Origin of the sequence: Cyanobium sp. Cruz CV13-4-11, assembly GCF_024346055.1 — a bacterium.
Lineage (GTDB): Bacteria > Cyanobacteriota > Cyanobacteriia > PCC-6307 > Cyanobiaceae > Cyanobium.
This window is the reverse complement of record NZ_JAGQCH010000013.1, coordinates 1-13949: the sequence shown is the minus strand read 5'-3', so window position 1 is coordinate 13949 and position 13949 is coordinate 1. Positions and strand designations below refer to the sequence as shown.

17 protein-coding genes and 2 pseudogenes are annotated in these 13949 nt (G+C 60.7%); all 19 read right to left on the bottom strand.

Annotated features, from left to right (window positions below; all coding sequences use genetic code 11):
• Positions 1-28 precede the first annotated feature (28 nt).
• The 19 genes and pseudogenes from KBZ12_RS10760 to KBZ12_RS10675 all read right to left on the bottom strand — a co-directional run bounded on the left by KBZ12_RS10760 (position 29) and on the right by KBZ12_RS10675 (position 13529).
• A complete protein-coding gene (locus KBZ12_RS10760; protein WP_254957961.1) occupies positions 29-688 on the bottom strand; it encodes a flavodoxin family protein in 660 nt (219 codons plus the stop codon).
• 126 nt (positions 689-814) lie between these two features.
• Positions 815-1075: a DUF2442 domain-containing protein gene (locus KBZ12_RS10755; protein ID WP_254957960.1), complete on the bottom strand. Its 261-nt coding sequence runs from the start codon at positions 1073-1075 to the stop codon at positions 815-817.
• Positions 1068-1301 carry a DUF4160 domain-containing protein gene (locus KBZ12_RS10750; protein WP_254957959.1) on the bottom strand — a complete coding sequence of 78 codons (234 nt, stop codon included), beginning with the start codon at positions 1299-1301 and terminating at the stop codon, positions 1068-1070. The genes KBZ12_RS10755 and KBZ12_RS10750 overlap by 8 nt, the downstream gene beginning before the upstream one ends.
• Positions 1302-1385: 84 nt before the next feature.
• A complete protein-coding gene (locus KBZ12_RS10745) occupies positions 1386-1742 on the bottom strand; it encodes a hypothetical protein (RefSeq protein WP_254957958.1) in 357 nt (118 codons plus the stop codon).
• Between the two features lie 78 nt (positions 1743-1820).
• Complete coding sequence (locus KBZ12_RS10740) at positions 1821-1988, bottom strand: hypothetical protein (protein ID WP_254957957.1); 168 nt, start codon at positions 1986-1988, stop codon at positions 1821-1823.
• A complete protein-coding gene (locus KBZ12_RS10735) occupies positions 1972-2214 on the bottom strand; it encodes a ribbon-helix-helix protein, CopG family (RefSeq protein ID WP_254957956.1) in 243 nt (80 codons plus the stop codon). The genes KBZ12_RS10740 and KBZ12_RS10735 overlap by 17 nt, the downstream gene beginning before the upstream one ends.
• Positions 2215-2271: 57 nt before the next feature.
• Positions 2272-3257: pseudogene (locus KBZ12_RS10730) on the bottom strand (DUF2817 domain-containing protein).
• Positions 3258-4024: 767 nt separating this feature from the next.
• A complete protein-coding gene (locus tag KBZ12_RS18685; RefSeq protein WP_396101041.1) occupies positions 4025-4186 on the bottom strand; it encodes a hypothetical protein in 162 nt (53 codons plus the stop codon).
• Positions 4187-4323: 137 nt separating this feature from the next.
• On the bottom strand, positions 4324-4551 hold the full coding sequence (locus KBZ12_RS10720; RefSeq protein WP_254957954.1) for an addiction module protein: 228 nt from the start codon (positions 4549-4551) through the stop codon (positions 4324-4326).
• A 190-nt stretch (positions 4552-4741) separates the two neighbouring features.
• Positions 4742-7081, bottom strand: a complete 2340-nt coding sequence (gene hsdR, locus KBZ12_RS10715) for an EcoAI/FtnUII family type I restriction enzme subunit R (RefSeq protein ID WP_254957953.1) — start codon at positions 7079-7081, stop codon at positions 4742-4744.
• Between the two features lie 79 nt (positions 7082-7160).
• Positions 7161-7472 carry a DUF429 domain-containing protein gene (locus KBZ12_RS10710; protein WP_254957951.1) on the bottom strand — a complete coding sequence of 104 codons (312 nt, stop codon included), beginning with the start codon at positions 7470-7472 and terminating at the stop codon, positions 7161-7163.
• Between the two features lie 65 nt (positions 7473-7537).
• A complete protein-coding gene (locus KBZ12_RS10705) occupies positions 7538-7759 on the bottom strand; it encodes a HepT-like ribonuclease domain-containing protein (protein ID WP_254957950.1) in 222 nt (73 codons plus the stop codon).
• A 109-nt stretch (positions 7760-7868) separates the two neighbouring features.
• Positions 7869-8189, bottom strand: a complete 321-nt coding sequence (locus KBZ12_RS10700; RefSeq protein WP_254957949.1) for a nucleotidyltransferase family protein — start codon at positions 8187-8189, stop codon at positions 7869-7871.
• 63 nt (positions 8190-8252) lie between these two features.
• Positions 8253-9383: a restriction endonuclease subunit S gene (locus KBZ12_RS10695; RefSeq protein WP_254957948.1), complete on the bottom strand. Its 1131-nt coding sequence runs from the start codon at positions 9381-9383 to the stop codon at positions 8253-8255.
• Positions 9380-11182: a type I restriction-modification system subunit M gene (locus KBZ12_RS10690; RefSeq protein ID WP_254957947.1), complete on the bottom strand. Its 1803-nt coding sequence runs from the start codon at positions 11180-11182 to the stop codon at positions 9380-9382. The genes KBZ12_RS10695 and KBZ12_RS10690 overlap by 4 nt, the downstream gene beginning before the upstream one ends.
• Positions 11183-11398: 216 nt before the next feature.
• Positions 11399-11695, bottom strand: coding sequence for a DUF2442 domain-containing protein (locus KBZ12_RS10685; protein WP_254957946.1), 297 nt, complete (start codon positions 11693-11695; stop codon positions 11399-11401).
• The gene (locus tag KBZ12_RS18680; RefSeq protein ID WP_396101037.1) at positions 11667-11840 is read right to left on the bottom strand and encodes a DUF4160 domain-containing protein; all 174 of its coding nucleotides are present in this window, start codon (positions 11838-11840) and stop codon (positions 11667-11669) included. Before KBZ12_RS18680 ends, KBZ12_RS10685 begins: the two co-directional genes overlap by 29 nt.
• 481 nt (positions 11841-12321) lie before the next feature.
• A pseudogene (locus KBZ12_RS10680) lies at positions 12322-13398 on the bottom strand (transposase).
• The gene (locus KBZ12_RS10675; RefSeq protein ID WP_254957945.1) at positions 13398-13529 is read right to left on the bottom strand and encodes a hypothetical protein; all 132 of its coding nucleotides are present in this window, start codon (positions 13527-13529) and stop codon (positions 13398-13400) included. Before KBZ12_RS10675 ends, KBZ12_RS10680 begins: the two are co-directional and overlap by 1 nt.
• Positions 13530-13949: the final 420 nt, after the last annotated feature.

The following is a 13949-nucleotide window of genomic DNA, read 5'->3' as shown; positions in this document are numbered from 1 at the left end:
GTCCCACGGCCATCACGGCCACGCCGCTTCATGGCCGGCCATCCTCACGGGGCCAGACGCTCCCGCTCCGCTGCGTATCGAGCCGGAAATCGGAATAGCGGCGGGTGAAGATCTCCCGGCCGAGCTGTTCGGCCGCCAGGAGCGGTTCGGCTGGATCGCGAACCACCTCGCTGCGGCTGTTGCCCACACCGCGGACGACGCCGACGAACTCCGAGTGGGTGTAGCGGGAATACTCCTGGATCTGATGCACGATGCCCAGCGAGGCTCCCGGATAGGTTTCCTCCGAGGCCAGCACAAGGGCGATCCGCTTACGCGACATCCGCTCGATGACAGCGGCGGACTGCGGATAAGACGCCGCGTAGTAGCAGAAGGTGCGATCAAAAAAGGCCTTCGTCTGCGCCGACAGGCCATACCAGTACACCGGCGAACAGAAGACGACCCCATCGGCGGGTAGGAAGTCGTCAAAGAACAGGGCGCGATAACCATCGTCGATGGCGCACTCCCCGTCGGCGCGCCGGCAGGTGCGGCAGTCCCGCAGGAAACTGGCGATGTGGTCGTCGAGGAATCGCAAGGTCACTCGCGTCCCGGCCTCCTCGGCGCCGCGCTGAACAGCAGCGGCAAGCGCGGCTGAGTTACCGGAGCGGCGGGGACTGCCGACGAGGACCAGGAGGGAATGGGGGTTGTTCATGGCGAAAAGATAGGCTTCGCGAATGAGATATCGGGAGGATGCAGATGACGCTTGCCATTACCAGACAGCAAAGAGACAAGAATGGAGCCAACGTCCATTCGGCTGCAGCTCTGGAGCATGACTGAATTAGCTGTGCAGCACCGTCGTCCGAGGCGCTGGCGCTCCACGCAGCAAACCCTCCACGCTCACATCCTCGTCAATATCCGGCCAGTGGATTCCAAAGCCAGCGCTGGCAATCTGCCAATTGCCACGCTCCAAGGGGGTGGCATGCAGCAGGCGCGGGTACCAAGCCATAGGCACTGAGATAGAGCGTCCATCTGCGAGGTCGACGATCAGCTTGTCCTCTGTGCAGGCAACCTCGATGACCCGCTCGCCAGGGTTAGCCATGAAGCTCCTCCCATGCTTTCAGCAGGATAGCTCTGTTCATGCTGACCAGCCGCTCAATCTCACGAAGCTCGTTGGCCTTAAAACCAAGGCTGGAGGAAAGTTCGACAGGAGAGAGACAGACTTTGCATGATGCCTGATCTCTATCCACATGAACACGAGGCGGTTCGTTTGGCTCGTGACTGTAGAAGTAGAACCTGTACGGGCCGCTTCTGAGGATTGTCGGCATCCGTCATCACATCATCAACGCAAAGGTAGCCGCCTCAGGCCTGCGCAAGCCAACTCAACCAATGCCCTATGGCCACCGCCTTCATTAGGGAATCGTGTAGGTGTTCCCCCGCTCGCTGCGCACCAGGAAGGCGGCGGAGGTCTGCCGGTAGGCGGCCAGGGTGGTGCGGCGGGTGCCGGGCTCGTTGATCAGCAACTTGCCGCATTCCTCCTGATCGCGCTGGCCGCAGGTCCAGGGCTCGCCCACCTTCTCCATCTCAATCTGCTTACCGTCGGAGCGAAAGGTGAGCGTGAACGAGGTGGAGCCGCCTGCGACCAGGCAGGCTTCAGCGCGTCCGTTGAAGCTGCAGGTCTGCCAGGTGGTCTGGGCGTGGGCCGCCGGGGGGGGGGACGGGATCACCAGAGCAGCAACGGCGCACAGGGCCACCAGGGGGAAACGCATCGGGGGTGGGCGCCGGGGAGGGACACTCTGGCCCCCGCGGTGCCCAGGGCTGCCCCTGCGATGGCGAACAGACAACGCCTACGGCTGCACCAGAGGAATCATTTGCCTTCCATGACGGCGGTAGATCTGGAAATCACTATCCGTCGTGAGAAGCAACGGCGAGTCGTTGATCTCCGCCAGGCGAATCAATGCGGCATCCGCCAGAGAAGCAGGCTCATTCTCATAGCGCTTAAGAAAGGAACCCATGGTTGGATGACAGATCGGCAGGCCCGCCTTCGCAGCAGCCCACAAGATCGGCCAACAGATCAGCCGCGGAGGGTTGTGCTGCGTCTTCCACGCCTTGCTCTGGGGATTGGAGAAACGCCGTCAACGCACGTCGAACCAATTCAGACTTGCTGAGACGGCGCCGTTGAGCCTGCTCGGTGAGTTGCGCATCAAGGGCCTCGCTCAACTTGAGAGAGATCACCGCCATGGCAAGCACCCCGTCATCGGCATCCCTGTCTTACCAGCTGCCAAGCGGACTTGCGGCTCACCCCGCCAGCCCCCGGAATGCCCGCAACACCACATCGGCGCAGCGCCCGTACACAGCGGTCCGCCAGGCGGGGCTGTCGACCAGGAAGGCGTCGCGCACCTGGCGGCGGATCGCCTCCCGGTGGGGGGTGGGGCGATCGGGCACGGCGTGCAGCCAGGCATCGGCGCGCAGGGCCGCCAGCACCTGATCGATCGGCCGGGTGCCGAACTCCAGGGCCAGATAGGTGAGCTCCACCGCAGAAAACATCCGGCGCAGAAACACCGGCACCGAGCCCGACACCACCGACGAGCTGGAGGGGCCCTGGCCGGGCCGGGTGACCTCCGGGCCATACCAGCGTTGCAGCCGCTCCCAGTCGTCGTCGGTGCTGCCGCTGCCGATCAGCTCCCCGTAGCCCCAGGGGCCCAGGCCGGTGTGCAGGTCGATCACCGCCAGGCGGCGGCAGGCCGGGCCTAGGTGCTCGGAGAGGATCTTCTCCAGGGTAGACAGCGACCAGCTGGGGCGGCTGCCGCCGTAGAAGAGGCCGGTGGGATGGGTGTAATGGGCGGCAGCAGGGCGTCGTGGAGGGCGTCGTAGGCCGGGTTCTCGGGCAGGGGGCCGCAGAAGTCGAGGCCGTTGCGGTTGAGATCAATGTTGTGTTCATTGCCGCGGCGCAGCCAGGCGAAGCCATGGGGGTTGAGGGCCTGGATCAGCAGCGCCCCGCCGCCGGCCGGCAGGGCGCCGTGGAGTTCGTCCAGCAGAACGCCCACCTCGCAACCGGATCCGGCCAGGCCCTCCACGCCGTGGGTGCCGGAGATCAGCAGCAGCAGGGACTCGGGCTCGGCGGGGCCCAGGGCCGCCGCATCGATGGCGAGCGACTCGCCGGCGGGGCCGCGGTGGTCGGGCAAGACTTGGCTGCTGAGCCGGGCGCCGGCAACACGGGCGGCGGCCAGGAACGCCTCACGGGCCGAGCGGTCATCGGGGCGGAAGAAGTCGCTGGTGGCCATGGGGGGAGGGGGTGGGGCCGGGGGCGATCAGAAGGGGTGGTCGTCGTGGCGGATCAACGTGGGATGTCGGTTTCGCGGTTGAAGATCTGAGCAAGCGCTTCGATGCTCGCCATCACATCCTTTGACCGGTTGATCCACCTCAGCCGTCATCCGATGTGCCAGGTCCGGCGTCTTGAGTGCCCACCACGCGGGGCGGCATAGGAAGCCCGCTATTCAAGCCGGCTGTAGTCGGCAGCCATCCTGGGTCTGGCTCGCCGCACCAGTCGGAATAGGCGACAGGTAGTACCCCACGCTCGGCCAAGCCGAGCATCTGGATGTACCAGCCGGCATACGGCCAGTCCGCACCTTGGCCCAGTTTGGTGATGGCGGGGAAGCTGTCGAAGAACTTTGAAGCGAGCTGTCTTGCCGTGTCCTTCTGCGCATCTTCCCACCCGAAATAGTTGTTGTCCTACCCCGTTGCGTAGTGGGCCGCATCGTCGAAGTCGCACATCATTGCCCCGTGCGTACGCTTGATGTTTCCGACGTGGGTGACTGAGCACCGCCAGTGCATCCCAGACGGTGACATGCCTGGGACGAACCACAGCCTTTGATAGCCGAGCTTGTGCAGCTCGTGGACCATCAGCAGGACCCACTGAGAACGCCGCAGAAGTGGGTCGAAATCGCGCTCCACTTTCAAAGACCTCCGATCACCTGACGCACCAGATCAGAAGCGGGCCACGGCTTCGGCATAGGAGGCAACCTCCGCACCCGTCTTCTGTATCTTGATGTTAGCGGTCATCTGTGCGAATCCGCCAATAACCTGGTCTGCGTGCATGATGAGCCAGTGCATAGATTGTGATTCCCTGTTCGTCCGAGCGATAGACCAGTGCGAATGGAAAATCCCTGAGGAAAACACGCCGCGTTCTATGTTCAGCTGGTGAGCCTGCCAATGGATATGCGAGAGCACGAGCGGTAGCATCCTCAACAGCTTCAAGAAATTTAGTTCAAAGCCCTGCTTCAACTCGATGGTAGTAGCTGACTTCAGCAAGAACCTCAAGCCTTGCAGGCTCAACAAACCGAGCACGATTCACTGCAAGATCTGACGGGCTTCTGCAAATACTTGCGCCGCCGAATACGAAGAAATATCTCCATTTTCAAATGCGTCAATCCGCAGGGCAATCTCCTCAGACCATTCAGCTTCTATTTCTTCGATCGAACTATGGATTGATTCAAGCATGAATTGCGCAAGCTTTGCCCGATCTTCTGCTGAGAGTGACCGAGCCTGCTCTTCGATTTGGTGAAGTGATGATGACATGAACCTGAGATCAGATGTCTTCAATGCGACTCTACTGCAATTCAGCCTTGGGGAGTGCGGAACGCTTCCAATCACCTGCCCGCCATGAGCTGGTGGGTGTGCCAGCAAGTCTTAGGCGGTCGGGTCAGGTGTACTGGATTGTGAGTCACTGTCTTTTCGCGGTTACAGGCCTTAATGAACGAAGCAGGAGTCAGGCAGATGACTCATAGAGATACCGCTGGAAGCCTGAAAAGAGCTGGCCGATGTCTTCTGGTCTGCCCAGATCGGCGACGGCATCAGCGATGGAGTTCTGGTAGCGGAGTTGTAGCAATGGCGTGAGCTTTTCCAGAGCCAGCTCCTGCACACCCAGCGTCACGTAGTGCTGGAGAACAAAATTCAGGAAGAGCTGCTGCTTGCTCGTGCATTTTGAATGGATGTAAAGGCGTGCATGCGCAGCGCGCTCCTCACGGGGGATGGGCTGCAGGGCATAGGCCACATGGGCCAGCACGTCGAAAAGATCACTGTTCGCGGCATTGATGATCATTTGCATCTCGGCCAGCTGGGCTGCACCAAGCCCCCTCTCCTCAAGGCCCTGCAGCAGCTTGCGGCGGGTGTCTGGGGAACTCCAGAGTTCCCGCAGCTCGGCTTCGTCTGTCACGAACTCCGGCAGTTTTCCATAGAGCAGTTCCAGGAACTGCTGGGAACTCATCGGTGTGCCGTCTGGGTGCCAGAAGCTGGTCACCATCATGTGCTGGATGGAGCGTTCCTTGCCGTCGCCCAGCTTGATGCGAGCCTTTTGGCGTTGGGGCTGGCCGCTGGTGTCGTCATCGTCGGGGCCCTTGGGTTCCGGGGGTTCAGGTGGGGGCAGAGCTTGCCCGGGGCCAACGGGTTCGGGTTCCTGGGGTTCGCCATCCCACTCAGGATCACTGAAGTGATGGTGGGCCTTCACGAAGTCGTAGATGGTGAAGTACTCCTTGCCGTCGAACAGGCGGGTGCCACGGCCGATGATCTGCTTGAACTCGATCATCGAGTTCACCGGCCGCAGCAGCACGATGTTGCGCACGTTGCGGGCATCCACCCCCGTGGAGAGTTTTTGCGACGTGGTGAGGATGGTGGGGATCGTCTTTTCATTGTCCTGGAAGGCCCGCAGCCAGGTGTTGCCCAGTTCACCGTCGTTAGCGGTGACCCGCTGGCAGTAGTTGGGATCGGTGCTGGTCTTGAGCTGGTTGATTAGGTCACGGATCGCCAGGGCATGGTCCTGGGTGGCACAGAACACCAGGGTTTTCTGGCGTTGATCGATCTGGCCCAGAAAGATCTCCACCCGCTGCTGTTCGCGCTGTTTGATCTCGATGATTTTGTTGAAGTCGGCTTCCTTGTAGAGCTTGCCGGCTTCGATCTCCCCTTCCACCACCGTGTCGTCGGGCGTGTAGACGTATTCATCGAGAGTGGTGGTGATCTGCTTGACGCGGAAGGGGGTGAGGAAGCCGTCGTTGATGCCCTCTTTGAGGGAGTAAGTGAACACCGGATCGCCGAAGTAGGCGTAGGTGTCGGTGTTGCCGGCGCGGCGGGGGGTGGCGGTGAGGCCCAGCTGCACGGCAGGGGCGAAGTACTCGAGGATGCCGCGCCAAGTGGATTCGTTGTTGGCTCCGCCCCGATGGCATTCATCGATCACGATGAAGTCGAAGAAATCGGCCGGGTACTGGCCAAACCAGGGGGAGGGCTTGCCGTCCACCGGCGGGCCGCTCATGAAGGTCTGGAAGATGGTGAGGAAGACGCTGGCGTTGGTGGGCACCCGACCCTTTTTGCGCAGGTCAACGGGTTCGATCCGCGCCAGGGCGTTCTCCTCGAAGGCGGCAAAGGCGGTGAAGTCGTTGAAGGCCTGATCGGCGAGGTTGTTGCGGTCGGCCAGAAACAGGATGCGAGGCCGGCGCGTGGGCTCGCCACTGAGGTTCCAGCGGGCGGCAAACAGCTTCCAGAGGATCTGGAAGGCGATCGAGGTTTTGCCGGTGCCGGTGGCCAGCGTCAACAGGATGCGGTTCTGGCCGGAGGCGATGGCCTCGAGAACGCGGGTCACGGCGATCTCCTGGTAAAAGCGGATCTGCCAGCTGCCGCCCTTGTCGGGGTAGGGGATGGCGGCGAAGCGATCGCGCCAGGCGTTCTCTTCGGCGAAGGTGCGCTGCCACAGCTCCTGGGGGCTAGGGAAGGCTTCGGCCTCCCCCTCCTCGCCCGTTTCCCTGTCAATGGCGTAGATGCCCTTGCCGTTGCTGGCGTAGATGAAGCGCAGCTGGAGCTTGGCGGCGTAGTCCTTGGCTTGGCCCACCCCCTCGGTGAGCGGCAGGGAATCGGCCTTGGCCTCCACCACCGCCAGGGCGGTGTTGCGGTAGCTGAGCACGTAGTCGGCGCTGAGGGACTTGCCGCGGCGACCGCCCCCTTCAATGCGCCCGGGGGCAATCGGAAACTCGCGGCGGATGCGGCTGCCCTCCACCACGCCCCAACCGGCCGCCACCAGCAGCGGATCGATCAACTCAGCGCGGGTTTCGGCCTCGTTCATGGGATCAGCTCGGCCGGGATGGTGTGCAACAGCTGCTTACCCACCACGTAGTGATAGCTGGATGGGCGGACCGAGGCAGTCATACGGATAAGTTTGGCCGATCCAGGCCCCACTCGCCCGAGGGGCTTGCATGCTCGGGCACCACGATCAGCCCGGACTCCGGCTCGCCGTAGGCACGGCAGGCAGCGCCACTGGCAAATTGGTGGGCGGTGAGAGCGCAGAGCGCAGCATCGATCAGGTCGATGCTGGTGAGCGGTGCGGTGGTGATGCTGGCCTGGGCAAGCAGGGCCGTGCGCTGCGGCCGCTTCTGGCGAGCCTTCGCCTCCCCATTCCGCAGATGGCGGGTGATGGCATGGGGGAAGGTTTCGAAGCAGCAGATTCCCTGCTGCATCAACTCTCGTTCGCAGGGACGCGCGCGGTCCGGGACAGGCGTGCATGGCCAAGGCCTCTGGTTCCCTATCGAGATTCGTTCGACCAGGAGCTGAGCTGCTGAGCAAGAACCGGCAAATCGGTCTGCACGATGGTCCAGATCACGGAGAGGCTGAGGCCGAAATACTCGTGAACGATGCGGTTGCGCAGCCCTCTGATGGCTGCCCAGTCGATCTCAGGCTTCAGGAGCTTCTTGTCATCAGGAATGCCCCTGGAGGCTTCACCAATGATTTCAAGGTTGCGAACCACGGCATCGACAGTTCACGAATCTGCGCAGAAGTCTTCAAAACTCATCCCACTGACATAGCCACTGATCTTGTCGCATGCCTGCTGAATGTCGGCGACAAATAGGGCCCAGTCACGGCGCGACATGAATAAGGCTGCTCATGATGGAGGGGCGACGGTTCTCCTTGATCCCATCGGAGGCCACCAGGTCGACCCTGCGGCCGAGGAGATCTTCCAGGCGATCGCCCAAGTGCATGAAACCGAAGCCAATGGGCTCGGCGAAACTCACCAGCAGATCCACATCACTGGCAGGAGTTTGCTCCTCGCGCGCGAAGGATCCAAACAGGGCCAGGTTGCTGACCTTGAACTGGGAGGCCAGATCCGGATAGTGTTGACGCAGCCTCGCCAGCACCTCAGAGCGGCTGGCGCAGGGGGTGACCGCAGGGGCGGACATGGGTTCGCTGGGCTGAGGGTTTCAGTGTAGGCGGGCCGACGGTGAGCCCCAAGGCCTGCGCCCTCAGAGCTCGCCGTTGAACGCCTGGTGCAGGAGGGACTTCTTCAGTTCCTCCAGGGCGGCGAGTTTGCGTTCGTAGAGGTGGGTGAGGCGGTGGGTTTCTGCCTCAAGACAAGCAAGCGACTCTTCAATCTCCTGCTGTACGGACAGAGATTCGGGTACGACGACTTGAAACTCCTGAATGTCCCCCTTCGAAATGAACGGCTGAGCTGCACCACGCTTGGGCAGATCAACATGGGTAAGGAGGCGATACAAGAACCCGCCAGTACACTGCCCTTGCCGGGAAGTGAGAGTAATTGTGTTCTTAATGGCGGTAAAATCCTCTTCTGGCAGGAACATACGCCCGCACTGCGCACCAATGGCTGAAAGCACAGGAGTGTTCCTCTCGTGCTCCCTATGCCCGATTCTGCCATCGCAACCAGCTGCAGATACTGCGAGAAACTTTCCATCCTCAACGTAGGCCCGCTTAGTCAAGTCTGTGTTGCCCCAATCGACAATACAAAGATCCACCAAAGACTTAATCAACCACCCCTCCCCCCGCTGACTGAAGACGGATTGAAGATGACTCTCAAAGAGCGCACGGGCGTTCTGGAGGTTCCGTTCGGCGTTGGCTTTGGCGGTGGCGAGGCCCGCAAACGCTTCATCGAGCAGGGCGACGATTCGCTCCTGCTCAGAGAGTGGTGGAAGTAAGATTGGAAATGATGGAATGTCTTTAATCGATAGACGGTCAACAGTTGCGCCTCTTATCGTCTTTGATTCGAGAAACTCGCGAAACTGCGGAGAAAGATACTGGTAGAGGAAGTAGCGTGGGAAAACAGTTCCGTTGTTAAAACGGATAAGACCCATTCGGCGACCTAAACAGCATACTAGCCCATCTGGAATGATGGCAGCCTGGCCAAGCCTTGTTTCATATGAAAACACGACATCGTTTGCCTGAGGGCGGACTCGTCGTGTCCATTGGATGAAATCCTGATGCGTGACATGGCGCGTCTCGCCAAGATTGATTTCTCCATCTTGAAGTGCACCTATGCCTAGAAAAATAGGTCCAGAGTCAACAGTAGTCGGCGTTGCATGAGGCCCGTCATAGACATCAGCAACATCGCCTAGCTTCTTTATTTGCCAGCCCTCTCTCATACCAACACCCCTATCCTCCCCAGCACCTCCGCACTCTCCGCATCCAACGCCGCAATCTCCGCCATGATCTCCTGTGGGCTCCGCAGCACAGCGGCCTCACCCCCATGGGGGTTCTTCACCGAGAGATCCCAGCTCACTGGATCAATCGAGTCCACCGCCACACTCCAACTCTTGGGCGAATCCGAAAAGGTTTTCTGCAGCGCCACGAACTCGGCCAGGTCGCGGTCGTTGAGCGGGTTGGTCTTGCCCAGGTTGCGGCCGGGCTCGAGCTGGTAGAACCAGACCCTCCGGGTCGGGGCTCCTTTTTCGAAAAACAAGACCACCGTTTTCACCCCCGCCCCCTGGAAGGTGCCGCCGGGGCAGTCGAGCACCGTGTGCAGGTTGCAATCCGTCAGCAACTTCTGGCGCAGGGCCACCGAGGCGTTGTCGGTGTTGGATAGAAACGTGTTCTTGATCACCACGCCGGCGCGGCCGCCGGCCCGCAACAGGCGGATGAAGTGCTGCAGAAACAAAAAGGCGGTTTCACCGGTGCGGATCTCGAAGTTCTGCTGCACCTCTTTGCGTTCGCTGCCACCGAACGGCGGGTTGGCGAGGATCACATCGAAGCGGTCGCGCTCCTGCACATCGCTGAGGTTTTCAGTGAGGGTGTTGGTGTGCAACACCTTGGGCGCCTCGATGCCATGGAGGATCATGTTCATGATCGCGATCACATAGGCGAGGCTCTTCTTCTCCTTGCCGGTGAAGGTGCGGGTATGGAGGGTGTCGAGATCGGCGGTGCTGAGTTCTGCCCCGGTGGATCCGCCTTTGCGCATGAATTCGAAGGCTTCGCACAGGAAGCCAGCGGAACCCACGGCCGGGTCGTAGACCGACTCACCGATCTGCGGGTTCACCACCTGCACGATGGCGCGGATCAGGGGCCGGGGCGTGTAGTACTCACCGCCGTTGCGGCCGGCATTGCCCATGCGCTTGATCTTTTCCTCATAGAGCATCGAGAGCTCGTGCTTCTCCGCCTGGGAGCGCAGGCGCAGGCCATCGAGCCCATCGATGATTTCGCGCAGGTTGTAGCCGCTGCTGATCTTGTTGCGCAGTTCGCCGAAGATCTCGCCGATCTTGTACTCGATCGTGTTCGGCCCGCTGGCGCTCTGTTTGAAGCGCTCCAGGTAGGGGAACAACTTCGCATTCACGAAGTCGCGCAGGTCGTCGCCGGTGAGAGCGGCGTGGTGATCCAGCTGGCCGCTGGCGTTCTTTGGTGCCGCCCAGCGGCTCCAGCGGTAGGGCTCCTCCAGGATGGGGCTATAGCTGCGGCCCTCCAGGGCGGCCACGGCGGCCCGGTCGTCTTCGAGCCCGTCGAGGTACTTGAGGAACAGCAGCCAGGAGGTCTGCTCGGTGTAGTCGAGTTCGGTGCCGCAGCCGGCCTCCTTGCGCAGGCAATCGTCGATGGCGCGGAACGCCTGCTCGAAGGAGCTGGGGGTGGTGCTGCTGGAGGTGGCGGCGCGGGAGCCGTTGGGGGCGCGGCTGCGGGGGGCAGGGCTTGGGGCCTGGCCGTTGCCGGAGGCTTCCCGCTCCGACCCATCCGCTAGGGCCACCGAACCACCGCGGCCACGGCCGGACACGATCAGCCGGCGGCTGAGCAGGTCCGCCTTTACCGCTTCGTAACTGGCTTCGTCCCACTCCAGGGTTTCCCGCAGGCGGCCGTTGCCCGCTGATCCACCCAGGGCAGTCAGCGCACCGAGCAACTCGTCGGCAAGGTCGTCGTTGCTGCCGGCGTCGCTCAGTGGGTTCTCAGCGGCGTAGGTCAACGGGGCGGGCAGTTCATTGCCCTCAGGATGCCAGCAGACATCCCATCGGAGCAAGGACGGTCGGCGATCGCCTCTTCCCATGGAAGGGCAGGGTGATCCATGCAGGGTTGAGCCTCTCGAAGAGAAAGGTAGTAATAGTGCAGTGGGCTTTGATATGTTCCCAACGCTTGCCATCACCTGGCCGCAGAGAGCATGGCCGGTAGCTGCTCATTGGCATCAGTGAATGAACGGTGGCGGATCAGGTGAATGGCATGGTTGGAAAGTGCTCTTCGCCCTCAGTGGAAACCTTTCAGGATGGCGTATCGACTCAACAGACAAGTCAATATCTAGATCAGGCCAATACAGGTGGTCGGGGCTAGGTCGCAAGACGTTGAGGATTTGCTGAATTGTGGCTGCCTTGAACCAGGGAAATTCGGAATATGGAAGTGCAAGCTCCTCATCGTCGATAAGCATCCAGACGCAATGGCCGGAAACATTCGTGACTTCAGCCCCCAAAGTGGTTGTTCCAGGCATCCGAGATCTCCTTTTTGCGGGACTCCACGAGGCGTTCTGCCTCTTTCATCTTTGTTGAGCTTAGCCCAATATTGCGGGCGAGCTCAATGGTTGGTTCCAGCCAGAATTTAGCCTCACCATCTGGGTGACTCACATGGATGTGCATACGGCTTTCCTATCGTGAGAAGAAGAAAAAACGAAACTCGCCTTCCCGGAAGACGGTTAGTGACAAGCGGCACCCCCTTCTATTTGATGTTCAGCATAGCCTTGGTTCCCACCTTGGGAGAGCAAACAGGTTCAAAATCAACCCTCACATGCCAAGGAAGATAGCTTGGCAAGACTGCATTTTGCATCTTTCCAACGATTATGGATAGATCGTGGCTGCGCACGATCTATCCGAAGTTGAACAAGCCGGCAGATCTGGAGCTCCAGTCTTCCTGCAGAAACATCAGGCCGCATTTTATGGTTGCTTTAGCTTCTGCCCTAGGTGAAATGACTTACCGCTGAGGTCATGGCCCCATCTGTCTTTTGACCACAGCAGCTTAGCGGCGCAGACAGCTCAGCAGGACAGTTCTCACTTAGAAGTAACCATCATCATTTCCACTTTCTGATCAGTACGCTGTATCTCCTTAGCTTGTGTGCCTGATTCAACTCAACTCTGGTCCGACCTCACTCACCCTCACGGCAACAACCTCCATCACCCCTCCGCACTGCGGACAGCAGATCGGAGGCTTGGGTTTTGGCCGCCATGGTTCTGGCAGCACCACTCTCAACAGCAGTTGCACCACCTGTAGCAGGCCCTTGCTGTTGCCATGCAGAAGGCCGTAGTCACGGGCACGACGAAACCGCTTGGGCAGCACATGCCGCAGCAGCATCCACAGGAACTCTGCCCCGGTGGCGCTCTGGATCATCTCCTGCCCCGTGTTGTCCTGCGTCCGAAACGTCACCATGCCATCGCGATCGGAAAGGATGTTCTTCTCCGGCAGCACGCCACGGTAGAGATAACTCCCCAGACAAACCAGTCCCTTCTCACCATGGCCGACAGACTTGCAGTGCACAATCCATTCCCTTGGGATTGGTGCGTTTACGCTCAAGCCCGCTCTCCGCATTCCCTCCAACCACTTAGCACGGAACACCTTGGCAAGATTGGCCTCTGGAAAGAGATATCCCCTGGCCTTCTAGCGCCACTCTTTTCCGTTTGCTTGCCCTTGTCTCTGTTGATGGATGACACCAGCAGGCACAATCAGGTGCACATGGGGATGGTAGTCAAGCCGGCGATGATGTGTATGCAGGATCGCATGGGCTCCGCTCACCCCTTTCAGCTTTGGATCCCGGCGGGCAAATGAATCAACCGTTTGCCAAGCTGTTTTCAGCAACAGGTCATGGGTTGTTCGTTGCCGGCTCCAGAACAGTGCCCGCAACTGAGCCGGTACCGTAAACGTGATCAGGAAATACTCTACTGGCAACAGCTTGGCCTGTTGCCGTTCAATCCAGCGCTGGCTTTCGTGATGCTGGCAGTGGGGGCAACTCCGATGACCACAGGAATGGGGAACCTTGACACGATGCAGGCAGTTGCTGCACTGCAGCACCATCAGGTCGCTGCCCTGGCGGCGATAACGCCGCATCGCCTGCAGGGCCTGGCGATGACTGGGCAGCAACTGATCGCCGTGGCGCCGCTCGATCTCACCCTGGTGGCGCTCCACCACATCAAAGAGGAGGATCATCAGCCTTCCTCCTCCCAGCGCAGCTGGAATCCGTTGAGCAGCATCTCGATGCGATCACCGCTCTGATCCCGCACCACCTGGGTGATGTGGGCGTAGCGGCTGGTGGTGTTGCTGTTGCTGTGGCCAAGCAACGACTGGATCAGGCGCAGAGCCGTTGCAGCACCTCCCTCGTCTCCCCCACCGTGAACACCACCGGCAACCGCTTGGGCTGACGGGGGCGCACCACCCCTTCCATGTTGCCCACCAGGGCCCATTAGTAGTCTGTCCCAGTAGCGCTGGCGCGCCGCTGCCAGCTCCGGTTTGGTGCGCAGGACTCGCTCCCGTCCGTTGGCCTCGCCGCTCCAGAACCCTGCTGCTGCAAGCGATCTGATCAGCTTCCTCAAGGCATTGCCGGATGCGCCGGGGGATCCGCTTTCCGCAGTGTTGGATGCTGCTGGTGGCGATCCTTTCGATCTTGAGCGGCCAGGGTTCACTGATGGGCATGGAGCGTTTTGCCAAACGCCACCGCAAGACCCTCAATGAGCTTCTCGGCACTCATGTCGCCAAGCCGT

Excerpts from the sequence above, each read along its gene's own strand:
- KBZ12_RS10720 (WP_254957954.1), bottom strand. The coding sequence starts at position 4,551 with ATGTCATCATCACTTCACCAAATCGAAGAGCAGGCTCGGTCACTCTCA.
- KBZ12_RS10700 (WP_254957949.1), bottom strand. The coding sequence starts at position 8,189 with ATGTCCGCCCCTGCGGTCACCCCCTGCGCCAGCCGCTCTGAGGTGCTG.
- KBZ12_RS10710 (WP_254957951.1), bottom strand. The coding sequence starts at position 7,472 with ATGCAGCAGGGAATCTGCTGCTTCGAAACCTTCCCCCATGCCATCACC.
- KBZ12_RS10695 (WP_254957948.1), bottom strand. The coding sequence starts at position 9,383 with ATGAGAGAGGGCTGGCAAATAAAGAAGCTAGGCGATGTTGCTGATGTC.
- KBZ12_RS10745 (WP_254957958.1), bottom strand. The coding sequence starts at position 1,742 with ATGCGTTTCCCCCTGGTGGCCCTGTGCGCCGTTGCTGCTCTGGTGATC.
- KBZ12_RS18680 (WP_396101037.1), bottom strand. The coding sequence starts at position 11,840 with ATGCACATCCATGTGAGTCACCCAGATGGTGAGGCTAAATTCTGGCTG.
- KBZ12_RS10740 (WP_254957957.1), bottom strand. The coding sequence starts at position 1,988 with ATGGGTTCCTTTCTTAAGCGCTATGAGAATGAGCCTGCTTCTCTGGCG.
- KBZ12_RS10755 (WP_254957960.1), bottom strand. The coding sequence starts at position 1,075 with ATGGCTAACCCTGGCGAGCGGGTCATCGAGGTTGCCTGCACAGAGGAC.
- KBZ12_RS10735 (WP_254957956.1), bottom strand. The coding sequence starts at position 2,214 with ATGGCGGTGATCTCTCTCAAGTTGAGCGAGGCCCTTGATGCGCAACTC.
- KBZ12_RS10685 (WP_254957946.1), bottom strand. The coding sequence starts at position 11,695 with ATGCCTGGAACAACCACTTTGGGGGCTGAAGTCACGAATGTTTCCGGC.
- KBZ12_RS10760 (WP_254957961.1), bottom strand. The coding sequence starts at position 688 with ATGAACAACCCCCATTCCCTCCTGGTCCTCGTCGGCAGTCCCCGCCGC.
- KBZ12_RS10750 (WP_254957959.1), bottom strand. The coding sequence starts at position 1,301 with ATGCCGACAATCCTCAGAAGCGGCCCGTACAGGTTCTACTTCTACAGT.
- hsdR (WP_254957953.1), bottom strand. The coding sequence starts at position 7,081 with ATGAACGAGGCCGAAACCCGCGCTGAGTTGATCGATCCGCTGCTGGTG.